The following is a 25,426-nucleotide window of genomic DNA, read 5'->3' on the forward strand; positions in this document are numbered from 1 at the left end:
GGAAAATTATACGTGTATGTGATGTGAGCAGATGAATTAATAAGAAATTGAAAAGTTTGGTGAATGGTTGTTAACAAAGAAAAACGCAATTTCCGCCACTGATTTAACGCACGCGTTGTTGATGATTTTGGTATCACTTCGTGTGGTTAGCTAGAAATGACAAAAGCTCATACCCCTAATGAGTTAGAGGTATGAGCTTTGATTATTTTACAATCTCGCGATTACAGTTTTTCTGTAAAAGTTCGGCTGATCACGTCTTGTTGTTGCTCTCGAGTTAGCGAGTTAAAACGTACCGCGTAACCGGATACTCGAATCGTCAACTGAGGGTATTTCTCTGGGTGTTCAACCGCATCCAATAACATCTCTCGGTTCAGAACGTTGACGTTAAGGTGTTGACCACCTTCAATCGCAATGCCCTCGTTGCTTGCTTCGTGATGGAAGTAACCATCCATTAGCGCGGCTAGGTTTTTCTTCTGACTCAAGTCATCTTTACCCAGCGCGTTAGGCACAATTGAGAAGGTGTAAGAAATACCATCTTTTGCGTAAGCAAACGGCAGTTTAGATACCGATGCCAAAGACGCAACCGCCCCTTTTTCATCACGACCGTGCATTGGGTTTGCACCCGGGCCAAAAGGCATACCTGCGCGACGGCCATCTGGTGTATTACCCGTTTTTTTGCCGTAAACCACGTTAGATGTGATCGTTAGGATCGATTGAGTTGGCACTGCTTCGCGGTAGGTGTGCATCTTCTGAATTTTCTTCATGAAGCGCTCAACCAGATCACAAGCGATGTCATCAACACGGGCATCGTTGTTGCCAAATTTTGGATAATCACCTTCGATTTCAAAATCAACGGCGATGCCATCTTCATCACGAACAGGCTTCACGGTCGCGTATTTAATTGCCGCCAAAGAGTCAGCGACAACAGACAGACCTGCAATACCACACGCCATAGTGCGGTGCACGTCGCGATCCATCAATGCCATCAGTGATGCTTCGTAGCTGTAACGGTCATGCGAGTAATGGATGATGTTCAACGCTGTGACGTATTGTGTTGCTAGCCATTCCAACATGTTGTCGAAGCGTGGCATCAAAGCGTCAAAGTCGAGAATTTCATCTTGTACTTTGTCCACTAGCGGACCCACTTGCGCTTTCGATTTTTCATCGATACCACCATTAATAGTGTAAAGCAGTGCTTTTGCAAGGTTGGCTCGTGCACCAAAGAATTGCATGTGCTGACCAACAATCTGCGGGCTCACACAACATGCAATCGCGTAGTCGTCATTGTCGAAATCAGGACGCATTAGATCGTCGTTTTCGTATTGAACAGAAGAGGTATCAATCGATACTTTTGCAGCGTATTGTTTGAACGCTTCAGGCAATTGCTCTGACCAAAGAATCGTCATGTTTGGTTCAGGAGCAGGGCCCATAGTATGTAGCGTATGTAAGTATCGGAATGTCGTTTTAGATACTAGCGTACGGCCATCAACACCCATACCTGCCATCGCTTCTGTTGCCCAGATTGGGTCGCCAGAGAACAATGAATCGTATTCTGGTGTACGAAGGAAGCGAACCATGCGCAGTTTCATGATGAAGTGGTCGATCATCTCTTGCGCTTGCGATTCATCAATCAAGCCATTTGCGATATCACGTTCTAGGTAAACATCTAGGAAAGTTGATGTACGACCCAATGACATTGCTGCGCCATTTTGAGACTTAACTGCCGCCAAGTAACCAAAGTAGGTAAATTGAATCGCTTCTTGCGCTGTTTTTGCAGGTAGCGACATATCAATTCCGTATTTCAAACCCATTTGACGAATGTCTTCAAGTGCTTGAACTTGGTCTGCAATTTCTTCACGTAGACGAAGCGTTTTCTCAAGATCGCCACCGCGCTCTAGGAACGTTTGTGTCGAGTTGTATTGCTCTTTTTTGTCCGCTTTTAAGAAGTCGATACCGTAAAGGGCGATACGACGGTAGTCACCAATGATACGACCACGGCCATAGGCATCAGGAAGGCCAGTGATGATGCCTGATTTACGACACGCTAGGATTTCTTTGGTGTAAAGGTCGAAACACGCTTTGTTGTGAGTTTTACGGTACTCAGTGAAGATCTTTTCGACTGTTGGATCCAATTCGCGGCCATAAACTTCGCACGAGTTTTTCACCATGCGAATACCACCATTAGCGATGATTGCACGTTTTAGAGGCTGATCGGTTTGTAAGCCAACGATCTTTTCCAGATCTTTGTTGATGTAACCCGCATCGTGAGAAGTAATCGTTGATGGCAGATCGGTATCGAAATCAACAGGAGCGTGTGTGCGGCTTTCTTGTTTAATGCCTTCAAGCACTTGGTTCCATAATGCTGAAGTGGATGCGCTAACCTCGGCTAAGAAGGACTCGTCTCCCTCATAGGGTGTGTAGTTTTTTTGGATGAAGTCACGAGTGTTGACAGAGTTTTGCCACTCACCAGCAGCGAATCCAGCCCATGCGTCTAGCATATCAGTCGTCGGAATAGTCATAAGTAAATCCCTAAGTTATTGATAAATAGAATGGAGGCGACGAGTAGGACGGAACCATTCTTAACCCTGTCAATCGTATGGATTTAATCTGTATGAGTAAAATGAATGCTTTTCATTTTTTTAATGATTATTTTGCATTTATATAAAAATCAATGGATTAATTGTGTTTTAAGGCCAAAAAGAAGAAATAAATCTCTAAGAATAGAAAATAAGGCGGAACTTAAAAAGGGACGTTGCGCTAGAGTTAGTGAAGGACGGTACTGGCAACGAGATGCTCTGAGGCGCTTATTGGTGCTGAGAAGTTGAATTTAGATACGAAAAAAGCCCAGTTTTTCAACTGGGCTTTTCGGGAATTTGGCTCCTCCTGCTGGGCTCGAACCAGCGACCTGCGGATTAACAGTCCGTCGCTCTACCAACTGAGCTAAGGAGGAATTGCTTTGCTTGAAAGCGGGACGAATCTTACCGAGCACCCACAAAGCTGTCAACACCCAAAAAACACATTTTGAGCAAAAAAGTTAGTTTTTACATCTTTACTTTTTTGTACTCCTTGCCAGTAAAGGGCTGGAGTTAGTTATCCACCAAAATTGTGGATAACTATGTTGATGAGATCTGAGTAAAGATCATTGTTATGCAACTGGGTGTGCTTTGTGTGAATTTTTACGCGAGAATATTCACTGATTAGTCAAGTAAAACAGTGATTTATTAAATTTACTATGAAATCAATCAAAGTGGATAAAATTTACACTTTTGGGGATAAAGGATGATTTTTGTGTTTTTTGGGGAAAACTTGTGGAAATTATATCGTGATGAGTGCAGACGCTTCATCGACTAGGGCGAAAGACTATATCAGAACGTGTTAAATAAGGCTAGATCAAAGTAGAGAAAGCACAAAATTTAATAGTAATGAGCTATAAATCATAGATAGACGTAGATTTCATCTTTGAAGGTGTATATATATACAGCCAAAGTGCAGTAATTTTGAGGAAGGGTATGAGTAAAGTTTATGAACTGGTCTCTGATTATCAACCATCTGGTGATCAACCAACAGCCATCAAGCAGTTGCTAGAAGGGTTAGATTCCGGTCTTGCCCACCAAACACTCTTAGGTGTAACGGGGTCTGGTAAAACATTTACATTAGCGAATGTTATTGCAGAAGCGCAACGACCAGCGATTCTACTCGCACCCAATAAAACACTTGCTGCTCAGTTGTATGGTGAAATGAAGTCTTTCTTCCCCAATAACGCGGTGGAGTATTTTGTTTCGTACTATGACTACTACCAACCGGAAGCGTATGTTCCGACCACGGATACCTTCATAGAGAAAGACGCGTCAGTTAACGCGCACATTGAACAAATGCGTTTGTCCGCTACAAAAGCACTACTAGAACGTAAAGATGCCATTATTGTCGCGTCGGTATCGGCTATCTATGGTTTGGGTGACCCTGAATCGTATCTACAAATGATGTTGCACCTGCGTCGCGGTGATGTGATTGATCAGCGCGATATGCTACGCCGCCTTGCAGAGTTGCAATACTCACGCAATGACGTCGCATTTGAACGCGGCCAGTTCCGTGTTCGTGGTGAGGTGATTGACATCTTCCCGGCCGAGTCAGATCAAGATGCTGTACGTGTAGAAATGTTTGATGATGAAGTGGATTGCATTAGCGTATTTGATCCATTGACTGGGGTCGTAAAGCAACGCGATTTACCTCGTTACACCATTTATCCTAAAACGCACTATGTTACGCCACGCGAGCGTATTTTAGATGCAATTGAAAGTATTAAAGTTGAGTTAGAAGTTCGTAAGAAACAACTACTAGACAATAACAAGTTGTTGGAAGAACAGCGTATCAGCCAACGTACTCAATTCGATATTGAGATGATGAACGAATTGGGTTTCTGTTCAGGTATCGAAAACTACTCTCGTTACTTGAGTGGTCGTGCCGAGGGTGAGCCGCCACCGACACTATTTGATTACTTGCCTCACGATGGTTTGTTGATTATCGACGAGTCGCACGTGACGGTTCCGCAAATCGGTGCCATGTATAAAGGCGACCGTTCGCGTAAAGAAACGCTGGTGGAATTTGGCTTCCGTTTACCTTCTGCTTTAGACAATCGTCCGATGAAATTTGAGGAATTTGAGTCGATCTCACCACAAACTATTTTCGTGTCGGCAACTCCAGGCAATTACGAATTAGAAAAATCTGCAGATGAAATTGCCGATCAAGTCGTGCGCCCAACGGGTCTGCTTGATCCTGAATTAGAAGTTCGCCCAGTGGCAACTCAGGTCGATGACTTGTTGTCTGAGATTCGAATTAGAGCGGCGAAAGACGAGCGTGTTTTGGTAACTACACTAACCAAACGTATGGCAGAAGACTTAACGGAATACCTGCATGAGCATGATGTTCGAGTGCGTTACCTTCACTCAGACATCGATACTGTCGAGCGAGTCGAGATCATTCGAGATCTGCGTTTGGGTGAGTTTGATGCGCTGGTTGGGATCAACTTGTTACGAGAAGGTCTTGATATGCCAGAGGTATCACTGGTGGCGATTCTTGATGCGGATAAAGAGGGCTTCTTACGTTCAGAGCGTTCTTTGATTCAGACCATTGGCCGTGCGGCACGAAATATCGAAGGTCGAGCGATTTTGTATGCAGACTCGATTACAAAATCGATGAAAAAAGCAATGGATGAAACGGATCGTCGTCGTGAGAAACAGAAAGCTTACAACGCAGAGATGGGTATTGAGCCTCAGCCTCTGAAACGCAATATCAAAGACATCATGGAATTGGGTGATATTACTAAATCTAAGCGCCAGCGTAATACCAAGCAGGTACCATTATCTAAGGTGGCAGAACCTTCGCAGTCTTACGACGTGATGTCACCACAGCAATTGGAAAAAGAGATCAGTCGTTTAGAAGCTGCGATGTACCAACATGCTCAAGATCTTGAGTTTGAATTGGCCGCACAAAAACGCGATGAGATAGAGAAACTACGAGCGCAGTTTATTGCCAATAGTTAACTCTTTAGGCCTACCAAAACCCGAGTGCATTTGTATTTGGGTTTTATATTTCCCCAAAAAACAGACAAAAAAGAAGCCAATAGGCAGTCGGGTCTATTGGCTTGTTTTGTGAACATATCGTTCACTAACAACGTCAGTTGGCTAGGTGACCCGAGGGGTCATTAAACAAACAGCATGGTTTGTGCCATATTTTAACCTGTTGATATTCGGTTTAATTTGTTTAGAATACCCACAATCTAACGAATGTTTATTTGCAAAATGCAAAGCGTAATGCGATTATTATTTAAAACACAACAAAAAATCGGCTAGGCTATGCAACAGATAACAGAAGGTCAAAAGTCACGTTACCTATTAATGGTCGAAGATACCGCTTCCGTTGCGGCATTGTACCGTTCTTACCTAACGCCACTCGGCATTGATATCAATATTGTTGGAACAGGCAGAGATGCAATCGAAAGCCTGAATCACCGTATTCCGGATCTTATTCTTCTCGATCTTCGTCTGCCAGATATGACGGGGATGGACGTATTGCACGCGGTGAAGAAAAGTCACCCTGATGTGCCAATTATTTTCATGACTGCTCACGGTTCTATCGATACCGCGGTAGAGGCGATGCGTCATGGCTCTCAAGATTTCTTAATCAAACCCTGTGAGGCTGATCGGCTGCGCGTAACGGTAAATAACGCGATTCGTAAGGCAACGAAATTAAAGAATGAAGCCGACAACCCAGGTAACCAAAACTACCAAGGCTTCATCGGCAGTAGCCAAACCATGCAGCAGGTTTACCGCACCATTGACTCGGCAGCGAGCAGCAAAGCCAGTATCTTCATTACTGGTGAAAGTGGTACTGGTAAAGAGGTGTGTGCCGAGGCGATTCACGCAGCAAGCAAACGTGGCGATAAGCCGTTTATTGCGATCAACTGTGCTGCTATCCCGAAAGATCTGATCGAAAGTGAGTTGTTTGGCCACGTTAAAGGTGCGTTTACCGGAGCAGCAAATGACCGTCAAGGTGCAGCTGAACTGGCTGACGGCGGGACGTTGTTCCTTGATGAACTATGTGAAATGGACTTGGATTTACAAACCAAGTTATTGCGTTTCATCCAGACGGGTACGTTCCAAAAAGTAGGCTCTTCTAAGATGAAGAGTGTGGATGTTCGCTTTGTGTGTGCGACTAACCGCGACCCGTGGAAAGAAGTACAAGAAGGCCGTTTTCGTGAAGACTTGTATTACCGCCTTTACGTGATTCCTTTACATTTGCCGCCACTACGCGAACGTGGTGAAGACGTGATCGAAATTGCGTATTCTTTGCTAGACTATATGTCTCACGAGGAAGGCAAGAGTTTTATTCGTTTTGCACAAGATGTGATTGAACGTTTCAACAGTTACGAATGGCCGGGTAACGTTCGTCAGTTGCAAAACGTGTTGCGTAATATCGTGGTGCTGAACAACGGCAAAGAAATTACTCTGGACATGCTACCACCACCACTGAATCAACCGGTGGTTCGTCAATCGATTTCAAAATTTATTGAACCTGAAATCATGACGGTGTCAGACATTATGCCGCTTTGGATGACTGAAAAAATGGCCATCGAGCAGGCGATTCAGGCGTGTGATGGCAATATTCCACGCGCTGCGGGTTACTTAGATGTCAGCCCTTCAACCATATATCGCAAGTTGCAAGCTTGGAATAATAGGGAAGAAAAACAAAACGTATGAGCATGGATGTATTGAATCAGCAAAAAATCGACGAATTGGCCGCTGAAATTGGCCTAGATAACGTTCCTATTTTGCTGGATATTTTCCTCGGAGAAATGGATGTCTATATCACCAACTTGTCGCAATACCAAGGCAGTGAGCAACTGATCTATCTAAAGGAAATCAGTCATGCTTTAAAAAGCAGTGCCGCCAGTTTTGGGGCTGATCGCTTGTGTGATTTGGCCGTAGCGATTGATAAGAAAGCTAAATCAGGTGAGTTAGTAGAAGGGGGGGGAGACATTACTTCGATGTTAAACTTGCTTCACATTACTCGTGATGCGTATCGTTTATGGACGCAGTAGCCCTGTATTAAACCTTATAAAAACAAAGCCCTTCACGTCGGTGAAGGGCTTTGTCATTTTATACGCTCAGGTGCCTCAATTGTAGGCCACTTCCTGTGTTATTTTGCAACCAATTGGTTTTCAATCGCTAACTTAAGTTTGTCACGATCATGACGCCAGTCGCGGTTGGTAGACGCCAATGACTCGGTGACCACATTCCAGTTATCCAGAACCTCTTGATCGGTTTCCTCTGCAAGTACGACATCAATCTGTCTGCCTTGGCATGCTCGCTCACACCATTCCAGCTTTTGTTTCATCGTCATACGACCCGCTGGACCATATTCTGGACTAAGGTTCGCCACAAAAATGACTTTTGCTTTTTGGTTCGCTGCGATTGCTTTCCCCAATTCAGGTAAGAGTAGCGGTGGCATGATACTCGTTAGGAAGCTACCAGGGCCGAGGATGATGGCGTCAGCTTCTGCAAGAGCGGTTACCGCCTCTTTTGTTGCTGGCACTTCTGGTGAAAGGTCTAATCGGCGAAGATCTTTATCCATTTCATCCACATTAGTTTCACCTGTTACCCATTGCCCATCTACAGACAAAGCAGTGAGGTCGGAAGGATGTTCAGACATAGGAAGAATGTTTACATCGACTTTCAACATATTGCGAATCAGATTGATCGCGTCTAAAGGGCGGACGGAGAGGTTATCCAATGCCGTGAGCATCAGGTTCCCCAAGTTGTGGCCATCTAATTCACCAGTCCCTTTAAAGCGGTACTCAAACATCATCGAGCTGATCGATGGCTCAGTGATCAACTGGTTGATACAGTTTCGTGTATCGCCCCAAGCTATTCCGCCTTGACAATGGCGGATACGGCCAGTTGATCCGCCGTTGTCAGTGGTTGCCACAATGCCCGTTGCATTGCTGCCAAAATCATTAAGTGCGGCCAGCATTCGACCTAAACCGTGACCACCGCCAACTGCGACCACTTTCTTATTGGTGTAGATATTCATTACGTTCTTCTAATAATCTTGTAAAAAGCGACTACAATTTATCTTAATGAGTGTCTTAACGGTACTCACTTAGCGGTAAATTGTGTTTCTAGAGAGTTTTTTATCACTCTGCTCTGGATTCCATTACAAATTTTAAGTATTTTACACGGCAAAGCTATCAGGGGGCTTTCCTCTGGTTGCCATAACTCCGAGCTCACTATGCTAAGTCTAAGGATAGGCGTTTTGAGCCAGTGACATACTGTCACAAGGGCATAATTGGAAATGATTATGCCTCCCGTGTTTGGAAAGGTGTTCCGTGGCGCAACAATTCGAAGACAAATTTCATCGTAAGTTCTATTACTTGCGTCTGTCTGTGACCGACGTTTGTAATTTTAAATGTACCTATTGCCTTCCTGACGGCTACAAGCCATCGGGCAATAAAAACTCGTCTTTTTTATCTCTACCAGAGATCAATCGTGTCGTAAGAGCGTTTGCAGATTGTGGTACCTCAAAGGTACGCATCACTGGTGGTGAGCCGAGTTTACGCAAAGACTTTACTGACATTATCCACTCTGTCGCAACCACGCCGGGTATCAAAAAAGTCGCAACAACGACAAACGGTTACCGCATGGCGAAGCACGTTGCTGACTGGCGTGAAGCTGGCTTGACCAACATCAACGTAAGCGTGGATAGTTTAGACCCTCGCATGTTCCATCAAATCACGGGTGAAAATAAGTTCACTGAAGTGATGAATGGTATCGAACGTGCGTTTGAAGTGGGTTACGAGCAAGTCAAAGTTAACGTGGTACTAATGAAAGACCTCAACCATAACGAGCTGCCCGCATTCCTTAACTGGATTAAAGATCGTCCAATTCAACTGCGTTTTATCGAATTAATGCAGACTGGTGAAATGGATGATTTGTTTGCGAAACACCATGTTTCTGGTGTTGCTATTCGAAATCAATTAATTGCTAACGGTTGGTTACTCAAAGTTCGTTCTCATAATGATGGCCCTGCACAAGTGTTTGTTCATCCGGACTATAAGGGCGAAATCGGTCTTATCATGCCTTATGAAAAAGACTTCTGTGAGAGCTGTAACCGACTTCGCGTCTCTGCTAAAGGTAAACTGCACCTGTGTCTGTTCGGCGATCATGGCGTAGAGTTACGGGACCTATTAGAACGTGATGACCAAGAAAATGAATTGATTGAGCGTATTCAAGCTCAGCTGCAAACAAAATCGGTCAGTCACTTCTTGCATGACGGCAATACGGGTATGACGCCACATCTTGCGTCTATCGGCGGTTAAATTCAGATTTTACATTGGGAGCTGACGTGGCTTCCGATGACTTTTCCAGAATCGATACTTTGCGTATCAAAATCAAATTAAAGAATAGGTGAACAAATGGGTCACGCTGAAAGCAAATTTCAACCTGCAAATATTGCCGTTCTAACGGTATCTGACACGCGTACAGAAGAAAACGATACTTCAGGCGGCTATCTAGTTGAGCACGCAAAGGAAGCGGGTCATAACGTTGTTGATAAACAAATCGTTATCGATGATATGTACAAGATTCGTGCAATCGTTTCTCAATGGATTGCTGACGAAAACGTACAAGCAATTATGATCACTGGCGGTACAGGTTTTACTTCACGTGATAGTACTCCAGAAGCGCTTAAGCCACTATTTGACAAAGAAGTGGAAGGCTTTGGTGAATTGTTCCGTCAGGTGTCTTACGAAGAGATTGGTACATCAACCATTCAATCTCGCGCCATTGCGGGCTTTGCTAACCACACTGTTATCTTTGCAATGCCTGGTTCTACAGGTGCATGCCGCACGGGTTGGACGAAGATCATCAAGCAGCAGTTAGACGCGAGTCACCGCCCTTGTAACTTCATGCCGCACCTATCTGTATAACCTTTCCTAAAAGCGAAGGAACAACAATGACCCAATTTACACATATTAATGCGTCTGGCGAAGCTAACATGGTCGACGTGTCTGCAAAAGCGGAAACCGTTCGTGAAGCGCGTGCAGAAGCATTTGTACACATGGCGCCAGAAACACTGCAACTGATTGTTTCAGGCCAGCACCACAAAGGTGATGTGTTTGCAACCGCGCGTATTGCTGGTATTCAAGCGGCAAAGAAAACATGGGACCTGATCCCACTTTGCCACCCTTTATTGCTTTCTAAAGTTGAAGTCCAGCTAGAAGCGATTGAAGCGGAGAATAAAGTACGTATCGAATCAGTATGTAAGCTGGCGGGTAAGACAGGCGTGGAAATGGAAGCGCTTACTGCCGCTTCTGTTGCTGCACTGACAATTTATGATATGTGTAAAGCGGTGCAAAAAGACATGGTTATCGAGCAAGTCCGCTTATTAGAGAAAACGGGTGGCAAATCTGGGCATTTCAAGGCGGAATCATGATTAGAGTACTTTTCTTTGCTCAAACACGAGAGTTAGTTGGTATCGATGGTCTTGAGCTCGAAGGCGCGTTTGATAACGTTGAAGCGATTCGTGCACATTTAGTGGATGCTGGTGTAAATAAAGAGGGTAAATGGGACCTTGCGCTTGAGCCGGGTAAACTGCTTGCCGCAGTAAACCAGTCTATTGTTCCGCTAGACGCAGAAGTGAAGTCAGGTGACGAAGTTGCCTTCTTCCCACCAGTAACAGGGGGCTAAAATGGATCCTCGCGTTTCAGTGCAAGCTGAAGACTTCTCTGTTGATCAAGAATACCAGCGTCTATCAGAAGGGACAGCCTCTGGTGCTGTGGTCACTTTCATCGGTAAAGTTCGTGATATGAACTTAGGTGATAATGTCATTGGCCTTCATTTAGAACATTATCCTGGCATGACAGAGAAAAGCCTGATCGATATCTGTGACGAAGCCGAATCGCGTTGGCCGTTATTGGGCATCCGTGTAATTCATCGTGTTGGCGATCTCGACACTGGTGATCAAATCGTTTTTGTTGGTGTTTCTAGTGCCCATCGAGGTGCTGCCTTTGATGCTTGTGAGTTTGTTATGGACTATTTAAAGACCAAAGCACCTTTCTGGAAAAAAGAACGCACGACCAGTGAAAATCGCTGGATCGAGTCACGTGATACGGACCATCAAGCAGCGCAACGCTGGGAGAAGTAGAACTCTTATTTGTTCTACAGCTTAATCCTAAAAGGTCAGATGTATAGAGCAGCTGGCCTTTTTTCTTTTTTACTCTGCCAAGTTATCTCCAATCCAATTCTCCAGCGTGCGTAAAAGCCGTGTATTCCTCCATTTTTGCTCCCGGTGACCTTGTTCACAATAAAAAATATCAAACAAGATATATGCAATTATTAATTAGACTCAATGTGTCATAAATGTTAATTTTTGTTCATATATCTAGCATAAGATGCTATCAAAGAGTTTGATTTTAGAGTTATCGAAAGTTTAAGCTGCCAAATGGATGCTTGAATCCTTATTTCGCTAGGCAATACTTTTTGATTAGTATTTATTGCTAAATATGAGCACTAATTACAGAATTATTAGTTTTTTTGCTACATTTTTATGGCAAATTACTTTGAGGATTGCTAATGTGTGCCGCAGTCTTTGTAAGGTTTTAGACGTTTATGCTCAAAAAGTGCACTAAAAAGTTCTAAAATGCTGACCGTTCCAGTCCCTTGCAAAGAAGTCATGGATGCTAATGAAAAACTTGGAGTTTTACGCATGTATAAGAACAAAATCACTAAAGCCCTTCTTCTAGGTGCTGGTTTGGCAGTGGCTGCCACTTCAACTACCGCTTTCTCTGCTGATGTTCCAGCAGGCACTAAACTTGCTGACAAACAAGAACTCGTTCGTGGTAACGGTACTGAAGTTGCGACAATTGACCCGCATAAATCTCAAGGTGTTCCTGAATCTCATGTGATTCGTGATCTTCTTGAAGGCTTAGTGAATCAAAATGCAGATGGCGATACTATCCCAGGTGTTGCAGAAAGTTGGGAAACGACAGACAACAAAACGTTTACTTTCCACTTACGCAAAGATGCAAAATGGTCTAATGGCGACCCTGTAACAGCGCAAGATTTCGTATACAGCTGGCAGCGTGCTGTCGATCCAGCAACGGCTTCGCCTTACTCTTGGTACATGGAATACACCAAGATGAAAAATGCGAAAGACATCGTTGCAGGTAAAAAAGACAAGAGCGAGCTGGGTGTTAAAGCGACTGATGATCACACGCTTGTCGTTGAGCTAGACACTGCGGTTCCTTACTTCGTAATGATGGCTGGCCACACAACAATGAAGCCAGTGCACAAAGCAACAGTCGAAAAGTTTGGCGACCAATGGACAAAACCTGAAAACTTCGTAGGTAACGGTGCATACGTCGTAAACAAGTGGGTAGTGAACGAGCGTCTTGAACTTGTACGTAACGAACAGTACTGGGATAACGATAAGACCGTTATCAACAAAGTTACGTACCTTCCAATCGAGAATGGCGTTGCTGAAATGAACCGTTTCCTATCTGGTGAAATCGACTTCACGTCTAAACTGCCAACTGAGCACTTTAAGCGTTTGAAGAAAGAATACCCAGAGTCAGTATCGGTTGAAGGTAGCCTATGTACTTACTACTACTCATTCAATACGAAGAAAGAACCATTTAACGATGTTCGTGTACGTAAGGCGATCTCTTACGCGATTGACCGTAACATCGTAGCAAACGCAATTCTTGGCCAAGGCCAGAAACCTGCTTACTTCCTAACGCCTGAAATTACAGCGCACTTCAACCCTGAGCTACCAGCTTACGGTAAAATGACGCAAAAAGAGCGTAACGAAGAAGCGGCACGTCTACTTGCAGAAGCGGGCTACGGCAAAGACAACCCTCTTAAATTCTCTCTTCTATACAACACAGATGAGAACCACAAGAAACTGGCGGTAGCGCTAGGTTCAATGTGGAAGAAAACTCTAGGTCTAGACGTAACGCTAGAAAACCAAGAGTGGAAAACATACCTATCTACTAAAGACCAAGGTGATTTCGAAGTAGCACGCGCAGGTTGGTGTGGTGACTACAACGAAGCATCTTCATTCCTAACCCTTATGGTTAGCTCGAACACTACGGGTGGTCAGCACTGGGGTAATAAAGAGTACGATGCTCTGATCGACAAAGCGATTAAATCGACTTCGGAAGAAGAGCGTACCAAAATTTACCTAGAAGCTGAGCAGCTAATGGCGAAAGATATGCCTATCGCGCCTATCTACCAGTACGTTCGTTCTCGTCTACTAAATCCGCATGTTGGTGGTTTCCCAGCAAATAACGCGGAAGAAAAGATCTACTCAAAAGATCTTTACATCAAAGCAGACTAATAAAGTCGCTTCAAGACTATAAGAAAAAGGCCCACACGTCCTAATCACTGGACGTGCGGTGCCTATCATCAAATTTTTAACTGTCACAGACTGAAAGAGTGAGTTTATGCTTAAATTCATCGCAAAAAGGATATTTGAGGCGATCCCAACTATGTTGGTTTTGATCACCGTATCTTTCTTTCTCATGCGTTTCGCACCGGGTAACCCATTCTCGAGCGAGCGTCCATTACCGCCAGAAGTTATGGCGAACATCGAAGCTAAATACGGCCTAGATAAGCCAGTATTTGAGCAATATACGACTTATCTGACCAACGTTCTCCAAGGTGACTTTGGTCCTTCATTTAAATACTTAGACTACACAGTAAACGAACTGATCTCGGTTGCTCTTCCTGTGTCAGCAAAGGTAGGTTTCATTGCCTTTATCTTTACTGTCATTCTTGGGGTAAGCATAGGGACGATCGCAGCCCTCAAACAAAATACTTGGGTGGATTATGTGATCATGTCGACCGCCATGCTCGGGGTGGTTATGCCTTCATTTGTATTGGCGCCCGCTTTAATCTATCTGTTCTCGTTGCACTGGAACTTATTCCCTGCCGGCGGTTGGAATGATGGCGGATGGCAATACCTCGTACTCCCAGTTATCGGTATGTCACTGCTCTATGTCGCGACGTTCGCTCGTATCACCCGTGGTTCGATGATAGAAACGTTGAACAGTAACTTTATTCGTACAGCACGTGCGAAAGGTCTAAGCTACCGTTACATCGTTATCAAACACGCACTAAAACCAGCACTACTTCCTGTTGTGTCATATATGGGGCCTGCCTTCGTAGGTATCATCACAGGTTCGGTTGTTATCGAGACCATCTTTGGTCTACCTGGTATCGGCAAGTTATTCGTCAATGCTGCTTTCAACCGTGACTACTCGCTAGTAATGGGGGTAACCATCCTGATTGGTTTCCTATTCATTCTATTCAACGCCATCGTTGATATTCTACTAGCAATGATTGACCCGAAAATTCGCTACTAACAGGGAAGTATGGTTATGTTAACGAAAAAAGAGAATCTTGAAGCGGTCGAGAAATTTGCAGAGAATCTGGAAGTTGAAGGCCGTAGTTTGTGGCAAGACGCCCGTATCCGCTTTATGCGTAACAAAGCGGCAATGGTGAGCTTGTTCATTCTTACATTGATGACACTGGCGGTAATCTTTTTACCAATGATTGCCCCATACACATTTGATGACACTGACTGGTATGCGATGCACGTCGGTCCAAGTGCTGAACACTGGTTTGGCACGGACAGCTTAGGCCGTGACCTTTATGTGCGTACGCTGATTGGCGGTCGTATCTCTCTAATGGTTGGTGTTCTAGGTGCATTGGTTGCGGTTGTGATTGGTACGCTTTACGGTGCGGCTTCTGGTTTCATCGGCGGTAAAGTTGACCGTATCATGATGCGTATTCTTGAAATCCTGTACGCGGTTCCGTTCATGTTCCTAGTTATCGTACTGGTAACATTTTTCGGTCGTAATATTGTTCTTATCTTCGTCGCTATCGGTGCTATTGCGTGGCTAGATATGGCTCGTATCGTACGCGGTCAAACGCTAAGTCTACGTAGTAAAGAGTTTATTGAAGCGGCACACGTTTGTGGTGTGAGTAATTGGAAAATCATCACTCGCCATATCGTTCCAAACGTACTGGGTATTGTCGCGGTTTACTCGACACTGCTTATCCCAAGCATGATTCTGACAGAATCATTCCTTTCATTCCTTGGTCTTGGTGTTCAAGAACCGATGACAAGTTGGGGCGCACTTCTACAAGAAGGTTCGCAAACAATGGAAGTAGCAATCTGGCAGCTGGCGTTCCCAGCAGCGTTCATGGTTGTGACTCTATTCTGCTTCAACTACGTCGGTGATGGCCTGCGCGATGCGCTGGATCCAAAAGACAGATAATTAAAAATAGAAAGAATAAAGGAAGCAATGATGAGTTTATTAGATGTCAAAGATCTGCGCGTAGAATTTACCACTCAAGATGGTATCGTGACCGCAGTAAACGATTTGAACTTCTCTCTAAACCAAGGTGAAACCCTAGGTATCGTAGGTGAGTCGGGTTCAGGTAAATCACAAACCGTATTCGCTATCATGGGTTTGCTAGCGAAGAACGGTATCATTTCTGGTAGCGCGAAGTTTGAAGGAAACGAGATCCTTAATCTGCCAGAAAAAGCACTGAACAAGGTTCGTGCGGAACAGATCGCTATGATCTTCCAAGACCCCATGACGTCCCTTAACCCATACATGAAAGTTAGTGATCAGCTGATGGAAGTACTGATGCTGCACAAAGGTATGGGCAAAGCAGAAGCGTTCGAAGAATCTGTTCGCATGCTTGAAGCGGTTAAAATCCCAGAAGCTCGTAAGCGTATCACTATGTACCCACACGAGTTCTCAGGCGGTATGCGTCAGCGTGTAATGATCGCAATGGCGCTACTGTGTCGTCCAAAACTGCTTATTGCGGATGAGCCAACCACGGCATTGGACGTTACGGTTCAAGCGCAGATCATGGATCTGCTGAACGAACTGAAATCTGAGTTCAACACTGCAATCATCATGATCACGCACGATCTTGGTGTTGTTGCAGGTTCATGTGACAAAGTACTGGTGATGTACGCAGGTCGTACCATGGAGTACGGCACTGTGAACGAAATCTTCTACAACCCAAGCCACCCTTACGCGGAAGGTCTATTGAAGGCAATCCCTCGTTTGGATACAGAAGGCGAGATCCTGCCAACAATTCCAGGTAACCCGCCAAACTTACTGCGTCTGCCACCTGGTTGCCCTTACCAAGAGCGTTGCCACCGCGTGATGGATCGTTGTAAACGCGAAGCACCAATCTTGACACCATTTGGTGATGGTCGTCAGCGTGCATGTTTTTCTGAATGGGAGGCTTGGAGCAAATGAGTACAGATAAAAAACTAATTCTGGATGTGTCTGATCTGAAAGTTCACTTCAGCATTGCATCGAAATCAGCGTGGCCTTGGTCAAAGCCTTCGAGCCTAAAAGCCGTAGACGGCGTAAATGTTCGTCTGTACGAAGGCGAGACTCTTGGTGTAGTAGGTGAGTCTGGTTGTGGTAAGTCTACGTTTGCTCGCGCGATCATTGGTCTTGTTGAAGCTACCGACGGTGAAGTGGTTTGGTTGGGTCAAGACCTGACGAAAATGAAAGACGTTCAACGCCGCGAAACGCGTAAAGAAATCCAAATGATTTTCCAAGATCCTTTGGCTTCTTTGAACCCGCGTATGACAGTGGGCGACATCATTGCTGAGCCGCTAGAGACATTCTACCCAGAACTGACTAAGCAAGAAGTGAAAGACCGCGTTAAAGAGATGATGGCGAAGGTAGGTCTATTATCTAACGTGATCAACCGTTACCCACACGAATTCTCAGGCGGTCAGTGTCAGCGTATCGGTATTGCTCGTGCTCTTATCCTAAAGCCTAAGATGATCATTTGTGACGAGCCAGTATCGGCGCTTGATGTATCGATTCAGGCTCAGGTAGTTAACCTACTGAAAGAGCTACAAAAAGAGCTTGGTCTTTCTTTGGTATTTATCGCGCACGATTTGTCCGTTGTAAAGCACATCTCTGATCGTGTACTGGTTATGTATCTTGGTAATGCGGTTGAGCTCGGTGAATCAGACGCTTTATTTGCCGATCCAAAGCACCCATACACTCGTGCCTTGATGTCAGCGGTTCCAATTCCTGATCCGGAGTTAGAGCGCAACAAAAAGATTCAAATGCTAGAAGGGGACTTACCGTCACCTATTAGCCCACCATCAGGTTGTGTTTTCCGCACTCGTTGCCCACAAGCGACGGATGAGTGCTCGAAGACTAAACCAAATATCCAAGGCTCTGATGTTCACGCAGTTTCCTGTTTGAACGTAGCGATATAATCTAATTCAGCCTGTGACGGGCTTAAGCGCGGCTCCTTTTATAGGGTCGCGCTTTTTTTATGCATACGATTTTTGTTGGTTTAAGTTCATTCGAAATTCTTGAACAAGATGTACTAAGTGAACGGATTCTAAGCTCAGTATGAATCGCTAATATAGTAGAAGACAAGATATGAGGAGAGCAGTTATGGGTAAGTTAGTTGAAGGCGTTTGGCAAGACGTATGGTATGACACTAAATCAAGCAGTGGTAAGTTCGTTCGTGAAGATGCGGGTTTTCGCCAGTGGGTAAAGAATAAACCGGATGCAACATTCCAACCTGAGTCAGGCCGTTACCACCTTTATGTTTCGCTTGCTTGTCCGTGGGCACATCGCACACTGATCTTCCGCAAACTCAAAGGTTTGGAAAAACACATAGACGTCACGATCGTTTGCCCAGATATGCTAAGTGAAGGCTGGCAGATGGGGCTGCCAGAGCCACTGTTTGGCCATACTCGAATGCACCAAATCTACACTCAAGCCAAGTCTGATTACACAGGTCGCGTTACTGTTCCGGTTTTATGGGATAAAAAAACCAACACCATCGTGTCGAATGAATCGTCTGAAATCATCCGAATGTTTAACACCGAGTTTAACGATTTAACGGGGAACAAAGATGACTACTACCCAGAGCAACTTCAAAGTGTGATCGACCAGTGGAACGACTACATTTATCCGAACGTGAATAACGGTGTTTACCGTTGTGGGTTTGCGACAACGCAAGAGGCGTACGAAGAGGCGTTTGATTCATTGTTCGCAGCACTGGATAAAATCGATGCTCATCTTGCGACGCATCGCTACCTAGCGGGCAACAAAATCACCGAAGCCGACTGGCGCTTGTTTACGACTCTTGTTCGCTTTGACGCAGTATACGTAGGCCATTTCAAATGCAATAAACAACGCATTGCCGACTACGCAAACATTCAAGGCTATTTGAAAGAGCTATACCAAGTAGAAGGCGTGGCAGAAACTACTGACTTCTACCACATTAAGCGTCACTACTATTTCAGTCATACGGGTATCAACCCTACGCAAGTGGTACCAAAAGGCCCGGCGATAGATTTGGATTCACCACATCGGCGAGATGTTTTGAGCTTGCTATAAATTGCAGTAGAAAACTCTTTAATTGGACTTTTCTGAAGCGAAGCTGAACAGCTGTCCTTTATGGTTTCTGCCCGTAATATTGCGGGCGGTATAGTGGTCGGCTGTTTTTTAGTGAGATACCTACAGTGAACAGCTTTGCTACTCAATCTTTATCAGCTTTTAGCTCACAGCTTAAGCGTGAATTAACGTCAATTTTAAAGTTTATACAAGGCGATTACCCAATTTATTTTTTGATTGGAATCGTTACGCTTACGGTAACTACGTTTGCCCACTTGAATGGTTTCAGTAATCATATTTCACTATTTGCCTATATGTATGCGATGCCATTCGTTGTGCTTATTACGCTCTCTGTTGTTGGTGTTGGCTACTTTTTTATTTTAGCGGCACGCCGCGAGCCTAGACCTATCCAATGCTATTTGAATCTTCTGAAAGTTGCGCTTAATCATCGTGCTAGGCTGTGTGCAGCTTTTGTCTTGCTAACTGCAATTAGTGTGTTTATTTCAAGCTTTTCGACCATGAAAGGCTTAATTCCTCTTGTTCATCCTTTTGAGTTTGACCTTCTCTTTCACGATCTCGACTTCTGGTTACTTGGTGGGCACGAACCTTGGCTTGTTTTTCATTCAATATTTACATCGCCATATGTCATTTTAGCCATCAACTATAGCTATAAAATTTGGTTTTTTCTTCTATGGGGAACACTAAGCTATTTCCTTCTTCTTAGGCCATCAGTTCTTCGTTCACAATATTTATTAAGCTGGATACTTTGTTGGACTATTTTGGGTATGGTTGTCGCAATGACCCTGTCGTGTGCTGGGCCTGCCTTTACCGCAAGACTAAACCCAACTAACCATGATTATGACGCACTGATGTTTATATTGAATCAACACAACCTTTGGCTGGAGTCACATCAATTAACTGGAGTAATGGCACTCAAAACTCAAGATGACCTATGGCACGCTTATGCCAACGGGAAAGAAATGCTTGGAAGCGGTATTTCAGCAATGCCAAGTATGCATGTATCGATGGCGGTTTTAATGATGCTTGGGATGAATAAGGTAAATAAAAAGCTAGGTATCCTATTTGGCTTGTTCGCTAGCATTATTTTTGTTGGTTCATTTTCGCTAGGGTGGCACTACATGATTGACGGCCTTGTTAGTGGGCCAATGACATTATTTATATGGCGTGCGACAGGGCGTTTCGTTAGCTCATTATCCTTGCAGAAGAAAATCTAGTTTATAGTTTGCTTTTTATGGAGATACTCACAACATTAGGAGCGAAACGACTTAAACTTATGATATGAAACCGATCTTTTGTGAGGTGGGAAATGGATATCAATGAGTTCGTCAGTGGTGAGCAGCTAATTTGGAATCTGTTTATTGCACTATTACTGGGTGCGATTGTGGGCACACAACGTGGTTGGGTGATGCGCAATAGTGTCGAAGGTAGCCGTGTGGCAGGTATTCGAACCTTTTCCTTAGTTGGATTACTTGGTGGTTTGGTTGGGATTCTTGCCAATATCTATACCCCTTTACTGATTGGCTTTGCTTTAATTGCACTGGTTATCCTTGCTTGTATCGCATTTGTCATTCAACAACGAAAGAGTGAGGACATTAGCATCACAGGTGTGGTTAGCTTAGTGATTACTTTTGTTCTTGGCTGTTTGACCGTTTCTGGCGAACCTGTTTTGGCAGCTGCAGCAGCGGTCATTACTGCGGTTGTACTCGATAATAAGAAAGAGCTTCACCATGCCCTGCAAAGGCTGCAAGAGTATGAGCTTGACGCAGCTTTACGTCTGCTACTCATTTCCATCGTTTTATTACCACTTCTTCCGAATCAAGCTTATGGTCCTTGGAGTGCGCTCAACCCTTATGAAATCTGGTGGATGGTCGTACTAATTGCCAGTATTTCATTTGTGGGTTACTTCGCGATTAAGATTGGTGGCGCGAAGCGGGGCATTTTGTTTACGTCTGTCTTTGCGGGGTTAAGTTCTTCTACTGCACTTACGCTACAGTTCTCTCACCTCTCTCGTGAGCAAGCCAATATAAGCCCTTTGCTTGCCAGTGGCATACTACTGAGTTGTGGGACTATGTTCCCTCGTTTGTTAATCGTTCTCTCGGTGATTAACCCGCAATTAGTCGCTTTATTGTGGCCAATAGTGCTTATCATGATGGTCGCTCTTTATCTGCCTGCTTGGTGGATATGGCGTCGGAGCGAGATAGGGAAAGTGGAGCAATCTAATAAACAGCGTAACCCTTTAGCACTTCAATCGGCACTGTTCTTTGGCGTAGTGTTGGCGGCCATTATGCTGTTGTCCCATGCGCTGTCAGACTGGTTTGGTAATGCCGGGGTATTGATATTATCTGCGCTTTCAGGCATCACCGATGTCGATGCAATCTCGTTGGCTCTTGGACGACAAAGTACCCAAACCTTGAGTGTGACGACTGCCGCACTTGGTATTTTGATTGCTGCGTCTGTAAATACCATCGTTAAGATGGGGATGGTCGTTGCGATAGGGGATAAAGCGCTGTCGGCAAAAGTGGCACCGGTAATGATTGGCTGTGTGCTTTCTGGGGCTGCTTTGTTTTTGGTGATTTATTGATTAATCAAACCAAAAGGCAAAAAAAACCTCGCCGAGGCGAGGTTTTGTTATCTTGCAAGAAGCGCGGTTATTAGTTAACTGCTTTCTCTTTTGCTTGGTCAGCTTGATCTGCCTGAATCGCAGTTAGAGCAACTGTGTATACGATATCGTCTACTAGTGCACCGCGAGATAGATCGTTTACAGGCTTACGCATACCTTGCAGCATTGGACCGATAGAAACTAGGTCTGCTGAACGTTGTACCGCTTTGTAAGTCGTGTTACCAGTGTTTAGGTCTGGGAATACGAATACTGTCGCTTTACCTGCAACTGGAGAGTTTGGTGCTTTAGAAGCAGCAACGTTTTCCATGATAGCTGCGTCGTACTGTAGAGGACCGTCGATTACTAGATCTGGACGTTTCTCTTGAGCAAGTTTTGTTGCTTCACGAACTTTATCTACGTCTGCACCCTTACCAGATTCACCAGTAGAGTAAGAGATCATAGCAACGCGAGGGTCGATACCGAATGCCGCTGCAGAATCAGCAGATTGGATAGCGATTTCAGCAAGCTGTTCCGCTGTTGGATCTGGGTTGATCGCACAGTCTCCGTAAACCAGTACTTGGTCAGGTAGCAGCATGAAGAATACAGAAGATACGATAGACGCATCAGGTGCAGTCTTGATGATTTGGAACGGAGGTACGATAGTGTTCGCTGTGGTGTGAACCGCACCAGAAACTAGACCGTCAACTTCGTCGTTCTCAAGCATCATAGTGCCTAGGAATACTGAATCTTGTAGCTTCTCACGAGCAACAACTTCAGTCATGCCTTTCGCGCCACGTAGCTCAACTAGACGAGCAACGTAGTTTTCACGAACTTCATCAGAGTTGATGATCGTTACGCCAGCACCTAGTGTTACACCTTGCTGCTCAGCAACGCGACGGATTTCGTCTGGGTTACCTAGAAGCACACATTCTGCAATGCCGCGCTCAGCACAGATCGCTGCAGCTTTCACTGTACGTGGCTCGTCACCTTCAGGAAGAACGATACGCTTGCCTGCTTTACGAGCGAATTCAGTTAGCTGGTAACGGAATGCTGGTGGGCTTAGACGACGAGACTTCTGAGTGCCCTCAGTCATAGACTCGATCCAGTTACCGTCGATGTGACCCGCAACGTGTTCGTTGATGAACTCGATACGCTCTTTATCGTCAGCAGGAACTTCAATGCTGAAGCTCTGTAGGTTTAGAGAAGTCTGCCAAGTGTTACCTTGTGCTTTGAAGATCGGCAGACCTGTTTCGAATGCTGGCTTACATAGACCAGAAATCTCTTCAGGGATGTCGTAACCGCCAGTCAATAGAATAGCACCGATATCAACGCCGTTCATTGCCGCAAGCGCTGCTGCAACGATAACGTCTGGACGATCTGCTGAAGTAACAAGTAGAGAACCTGGTTTGAAGTGCTCAATCATGTTTGGCAGAGAACGTGCACAGAAAGTGATGCTCTTAATACGACGAGTCGCAATGTCACCTTCGTTGATGATGTCAGCATTTAGATGCTGAGCCATATCAATAGCACGAGTAGCGATCAGATCGATGCTCCATGGCACACAACCTAGTACACGAATTGGAGAAGTGTTGAAGATTTCCATCACTTTCATTTCGTTTTGCTTCGCGCTGTCTGCATCGTCAAAGATTTCAGATAGGTCAGGGCGAGTACGGCCAGCTTCGTCAACAGGTGCGTTTAGCTTGTTGATGATAACGCCAGAGATGTTCTTGTTCTTAGTACCACCGAAGTTAGAACATGCTACTTCGATGCGCTCTTTAAGTTGAGCTGGGTTATCGGTACCTGGAGTTGCAACAAGAACGATTTCCGCACCTAGAGTTGCTGCGATTTCCGCGTTCACTTGGTTAGCGAATGGGTGCTTACGAGTTGGTACTAGACCTTCGATAAGCGTCACGTCTGCGTCTTTGTTGATTTGGTTGTAACGTTCAACAACCGTTTCTAGCAGCTCGTCCATGTTGTCGTTACCGATTAGGCTTTCTGCAACAGACATCGCTAGAGGTTGACCGATCTTCATATCGCTGTTGTAACCAACGATTGTTGAAGTTAGATCAGGTTGATCGCCGCCAGAACGTGGCTGTGAAATTGGTTTGTAGAAAGAAACCTTAACGCCTTTGCGCTCCATAGCGCGAAGAACACCCATGCTTACGCTAGTTAGACCAACACCAGCACTTGCAGGGATAAGCATAATAGTACGAGACATTCGTAGAGTACCTTTAGCTATTGGGGGATAAAAGCTCAACTCTTATTCCATGAGGTTCAGAGAATAGGAGTTGAGCCCCTAAGAAATTCGTTTGGAAGAAAAACTGGCTAGCCGAGGGCTAGCCATTTCATTCTATTAAAGACCTGCTAGGCGTGCAGTGTCTTCAGCAATTACTAGCTCTTCGTTAGTAGAGATAACCATTGCTGGGATACGGCTGTTTGCTGTAGTGATAGTACCTTCGCCGCCGAAACGAGCTTTAAGGTTAGCTTCACCATCAACTTCGATACCGAAGATACCTAGACGGTTTAGAACCATTTCACGGATAGGGCCAGAGTTCTCGCCGATACCACCAGTGAAAGTGATTGCGTCTAGACGACCTTCCATAGAAGCCGTGTAACCTGCTACGTATTTAGCTAGACGGTGACAGAACACGTCCATTGCACGAGTTGCTTCTTCTTTCTCACCGTAGTTGTCTTCAACGAAACGACAGTCAGAAGTCACTTCAGTTAGACCTTGTAGGCCAGACTCTTTAGTTAGCATGTTGTTGATTTCTTCAACAGAGTAACCTAGAGCGTCGTGTAGGTGGAATACGATAGCTGGGTCGATGTCACCACAACGAGTACCCATTACTAGACCTTCAAGAGGAGTAAGACCCATAGAAGTATCTACAGATTGACCGTTCTTGATCGCACAGACAGATGCACCGTTACCTAGGTGACAGTTGATGATGTTAACTTCTTCAACTGGCTTGTTTAGTAGACCTGCAACTTCACGAGTGATGAATAGGTGTGAAGTACCGTGCATGCCGTAACGACGGATACCGTGTTCTTTGTATAGTTTGTAAGGAAGAGCGTATAGGAAAGACTCTTCAGGCATAGTTTGGTGGAACGCAGTGTCAAATACAGCAACGTTTTGAAGCTCTGGGAAGTTGTGCTTAGCAGCTTCGATACCGATGATGTGCGCTGGGTTGTGAAGCGGTGCGAAAGTCGCAGCGTCTTGAATACCCTTAAGTACTTCGTCAGTGATCAGTGCAGATTGAGTGAACTGTTCGCCACCGTGAACGATACGGTGACCGATAGCGCCTAGGTTAGCTTTAAGCTCTGGCTTAGAAGCAAGAATAGTTTCAACCATGAACGCTAGCGCTTCTTCGTGTGCTGCACCGTTGCCTAGTTGAGCTTCGTGTTTACCATCAAGTTTCCACTTGATACGTGCTTCAGGAAGGTGAAGACATTCAGCAAGACCTGATAGGTGCTCTGCACCTGTTTCTGCATCAACAACAGCAAATTTAAGAGAAGAACTACCGCAGTTTAAAACTAAAACTAGCTTAGACATGTGTGACTACCTGTTATTCGTCTGATCAAAATCAGTTAAAGGATGAAAAATTAATCACAAGAATAGACGATACCATCGAGGGTGCGTACTAATCTTGGTCAAAAATCGTTCTAATTCCGTATAAAAGAATAGTGATGAACCCATCCATCACTATGATGCGATCCGTGCAGATAGGAATCTCAAGTTGCTTAAATTGTAAATAACGGCAACAATGAGATTGAGGGTCTGCAAAGGATAGCGATAATAGGCAATGATAACAAAAAAATTTTGAAAGAATATTAACTTTCATCAA

Annotated in this window: 20 protein-coding genes, 1 tRNA gene and 1 riboswitch; of the genes, 16 read left to right on the forward strand and 5 right to left on the reverse strand. The window is 44.7% G+C overall.

Going from position 1 to position 25,426, the window contains the following annotated elements; all coding sequences use genetic code 11:
• Positions 1-221: 221 nt before the first annotated feature.
• Entirely contained in the window at positions 222-2,519 is a 2,298-nt protein-coding gene (pflB, locus tag VJL_RS22575) for a formate C-acetyltransferase (protein ID WP_038881591.1), read from the reverse strand.
• 355 nt (positions 2,520-2,874) lie between these two features.
• Positions 2,875-2,950: transfer RNA gene (locus VJL_RS22580), tRNA-Asn, on the reverse strand.
• Between the two features lie 559 nt (positions 2,951-3,509).
• Here VJL_RS22580 and uvrB point away from each other — a divergent pair.
• From uvrB to luxU, 3 genes are all read left to right on the forward strand, one after another.
• Positions 3,510-5,540, forward strand: a complete 2,031-nt coding sequence (gene uvrB, locus VJL_RS22585; protein ID WP_038881594.1) for an excinuclease ABC subunit UvrB — start codon at positions 3,510-3,512, stop codon at positions 5,538-5,540.
• A 312-nt stretch (positions 5,541-5,852) separates the two neighbouring features.
• Positions 5,853-7,256 (forward strand): quorum-sensing sigma-54 dependent transcriptional regulator LuxO, encoded by a 1,404-nt coding sequence (gene luxO / locus VJL_RS22590; RefSeq protein ID WP_038881596.1) that lies wholly within the window; start codon positions 5,853-5,855, stop codon positions 7,254-7,256.
• Positions 7,253-7,597, forward strand: a complete 345-nt coding sequence (luxU, locus tag VJL_RS22595; RefSeq protein WP_080869631.1) for a quorum-sensing phosphorelay protein LuxU — start codon at positions 7,253-7,255, stop codon at positions 7,595-7,597. The genes luxO and luxU overlap by 4 nt, the downstream gene beginning before the upstream one ends.
• Positions 7,598-7,695: 98 nt before the next feature.
• Here luxU and VJL_RS22600 read toward each other — a convergent pair whose 3' ends face one another.
• The gene (locus tag VJL_RS22600) at positions 7,696-8,589 is read right to left on the reverse strand and encodes a YvcK family protein (protein ID WP_038869348.1); all 894 of its coding nucleotides are present in this window, start codon (positions 8,587-8,589) and stop codon (positions 7,696-7,698) included.
• A 173-nt stretch (positions 8,590-8,762) separates the two neighbouring features.
• Positions 8,763-8,896: riboswitch (molybdenum cofactor riboswitch) on the forward strand.
• Here VJL_RS22600 and moaA point away from each other — a divergent pair.
• The 13 genes from moaA (at position 8,885) to VJL_RS22665 (ending at position 21,566) form a co-directional block, all read left to right on the forward strand.
• Positions 8,885-9,874: a GTP 3',8-cyclase MoaA gene (moaA, locus tag VJL_RS22605; RefSeq protein WP_038869349.1), complete on the forward strand. Its 990-nt coding sequence runs from the start codon at positions 8,885-8,887 to the stop codon at positions 9,872-9,874. It overlaps the preceding riboswitch by 12 nt.
• A 96-nt stretch (positions 9,875-9,970) precedes the next feature.
• Entirely contained in the window at positions 9,971-10,483 is a 513-nt protein-coding gene (gene moaB, locus VJL_RS22610) for a molybdenum cofactor biosynthesis protein B (RefSeq protein ID WP_038869350.1), read from the forward strand.
• Between the two features lie 26 nt (positions 10,484-10,509).
• Complete coding sequence (moaC, locus tag VJL_RS22615; protein ID WP_038869352.1) at positions 10,510-10,989, forward strand: cyclic pyranopterin monophosphate synthase MoaC; 480 nt, start codon at positions 10,510-10,512, stop codon at positions 10,987-10,989.
• On the forward strand, positions 10,986-11,243 hold the full coding sequence (gene moaD, locus VJL_RS22620) for a molybdopterin synthase sulfur carrier subunit (RefSeq protein ID WP_038869356.1): 258 nt from the start codon (positions 10,986-10,988) through the stop codon (positions 11,241-11,243). Before moaC ends, moaD begins: the two co-directional genes overlap by 4 nt.
• A 1-nt stretch (position 11,244) precedes the next feature.
• Positions 11,245-11,700 (forward strand): molybdopterin synthase catalytic subunit MoaE, encoded by a 456-nt coding sequence (gene moaE / locus VJL_RS22625; protein ID WP_038881598.1) that lies wholly within the window; start codon positions 11,245-11,247, stop codon positions 11,698-11,700.
• Positions 11,701-12,261: 561 nt separating this feature from the next.
• Positions 12,262-13,893 carry an ABC transporter substrate-binding protein gene (locus tag VJL_RS22630; RefSeq protein WP_038869516.1) on the forward strand — a complete coding sequence of 544 codons (1,632 nt, stop codon included), beginning with the start codon at positions 12,262-12,264 and terminating at the stop codon, positions 13,891-13,893.
• Between the two features lie 106 nt (positions 13,894-13,999).
• Complete coding sequence (oppB, locus tag VJL_RS22635; RefSeq protein ID WP_038869362.1) at positions 14,000-14,920, forward strand: oligopeptide ABC transporter permease OppB; 921 nt, start codon at positions 14,000-14,002, stop codon at positions 14,918-14,920.
• A gap of 15 nt (positions 14,921-14,935) precedes the next feature.
• Positions 14,936-15,838: an oligopeptide ABC transporter permease OppC gene (gene oppC, locus VJL_RS22640; protein ID WP_038869373.1), complete on the forward strand. Its 903-nt coding sequence runs from the start codon at positions 14,936-14,938 to the stop codon at positions 15,836-15,838.
• Between the two features lie 30 nt (positions 15,839-15,868).
• Entirely contained in the window at positions 15,869-16,840 is a 972-nt protein-coding gene (locus tag VJL_RS22645; protein ID WP_038869383.1) for an ABC transporter ATP-binding protein, read from the forward strand.
• A complete protein-coding gene (oppF, locus tag VJL_RS22650; protein WP_038881599.1) occupies positions 16,837-17,829 on the forward strand; it encodes a murein tripeptide/oligopeptide ABC transporter ATP binding protein OppF in 993 nt (330 codons plus the stop codon). The genes VJL_RS22645 and oppF overlap by 4 nt, the downstream gene beginning before the upstream one ends.
• Positions 17,830-18,013: 184 nt before the next feature.
• On the forward strand, positions 18,014-18,967 hold the full coding sequence (locus VJL_RS22655; protein ID WP_038881601.1) for a glutathione S-transferase family protein: 954 nt from the start codon (positions 18,014-18,016) through the stop codon (positions 18,965-18,967).
• 125 nt (positions 18,968-19,092) lie between these two features.
• The gene (locus tag VJL_RS22660; protein WP_038881604.1) at positions 19,093-20,199 is read left to right on the forward strand and encodes a phosphatase PAP2 family protein; all 1,107 of its coding nucleotides are present in this window, start codon (positions 19,093-19,095) and stop codon (positions 20,197-20,199) included.
• Between the two features lie 92 nt (positions 20,200-20,291).
• Positions 20,292-21,566: an MgtC/SapB family protein gene (locus VJL_RS22665; protein WP_038881606.1), complete on the forward strand. Its 1,275-nt coding sequence runs from the start codon at positions 20,292-20,294 to the stop codon at positions 21,564-21,566.
• Between the two features lie 70 nt (positions 21,567-21,636).
• Here VJL_RS22665 and pta read toward each other — a convergent pair whose 3' ends face one another.
• Positions 21,637-23,802 (reverse strand): phosphate acetyltransferase, encoded by a 2,166-nt coding sequence (pta, locus tag VJL_RS22670; RefSeq protein WP_038869401.1) that lies wholly within the window; start codon positions 23,800-23,802, stop codon positions 21,637-21,639.
• Positions 23,803-23,937: 135 nt separating this feature from the next.
• Positions 23,938-25,134: an acetate kinase gene (locus VJL_RS22675; protein WP_038869402.1), complete on the reverse strand. Its 1,197-nt coding sequence runs from the start codon at positions 25,132-25,134 to the stop codon at positions 23,938-23,940.
• Positions 25,135-25,426: the final 292 nt, after the last annotated feature.

The sequence above is a fragment of the Vibrio jasicida CAIM 1864 = LMG 25398 genome, assembly GCF_000400365.1.
In the GTDB taxonomy this organism is placed as follows: domain Bacteria; phylum Pseudomonadota; class Gammaproteobacteria; order Enterobacterales; family Vibrionaceae; genus Vibrio; species Vibrio jasicida.

Coding starts and splice junctions, on each gene's coding strand:
- pflB (WP_038881591.1), bottom strand. CDS start 2,519: ATGACTATTCCGACGACTGATATGCTAGACGCATGGGCTGGATTCGCT.
- uvrB (WP_038881594.1), top strand. CDS start 3,510: ATGAGTAAAGTTTATGAACTGGTCTCTGATTATCAACCATCTGGTGAT.
- luxO (WP_038881596.1), top strand. CDS start 5,853: ATGCAACAGATAACAGAAGGTCAAAAGTCACGTTACCTATTAATGGTC.
- luxU (WP_080869631.1), top strand. CDS start 7,253: ATGAGCATGGATGTATTGAATCAGCAAAAAATCGACGAATTGGCCGCT.
- VJL_RS22600 (WP_038869348.1), bottom strand. CDS start 8,589: ATGAATATCTACACCAATAAGAAAGTGGTCGCAGTTGGCGGTGGTCAC.
- moaB (WP_038869350.1), top strand. CDS start 9,971: ATGGGTCACGCTGAAAGCAAATTTCAACCTGCAAATATTGCCGTTCTA.
- moaC (WP_038869352.1), top strand. CDS start 10,510: ATGACCCAATTTACACATATTAATGCGTCTGGCGAAGCTAACATGGTC.
- moaD (WP_038869356.1), top strand. CDS start 10,986: ATGATTAGAGTACTTTTCTTTGCTCAAACACGAGAGTTAGTTGGTATC.
- moaE (WP_038881598.1), top strand. CDS start 11,245: ATGGATCCTCGCGTTTCAGTGCAAGCTGAAGACTTCTCTGTTGATCAA.
- VJL_RS22630 (WP_038869516.1), top strand. CDS start 12,262: ATGTATAAGAACAAAATCACTAAAGCCCTTCTTCTAGGTGCTGGTTTG.
- oppB (WP_038869362.1), top strand. CDS start 14,000: ATGCTTAAATTCATCGCAAAAAGGATATTTGAGGCGATCCCAACTATG.
- oppC (WP_038869373.1), top strand. CDS start 14,936: ATGTTAACGAAAAAAGAGAATCTTGAAGCGGTCGAGAAATTTGCAGAG.
- VJL_RS22645 (WP_038869383.1), top strand. CDS start 15,869: ATGAGTTTATTAGATGTCAAAGATCTGCGCGTAGAATTTACCACTCAA.
- oppF (WP_038881599.1), top strand. CDS start 16,837: ATGAGTACAGATAAAAAACTAATTCTGGATGTGTCTGATCTGAAAGTT.
- VJL_RS22655 (WP_038881601.1), top strand. CDS start 18,014: ATGGGTAAGTTAGTTGAAGGCGTTTGGCAAGACGTATGGTATGACACT.
- VJL_RS22665 (WP_038881606.1), top strand. CDS start 20,292: ATGGATATCAATGAGTTCGTCAGTGGTGAGCAGCTAATTTGGAATCTG.
- pta (WP_038869401.1), bottom strand. CDS start 23,802: ATGTCTCGTACTATTATGCTTATCCCTGCAAGTGCTGGTGTTGGTCTA.
- VJL_RS22675 (WP_038869402.1), bottom strand. CDS start 25,134: ATGTCTAAGCTAGTTTTAGTTTTAAACTGCGGTAGTTCTTCTCTTAAA.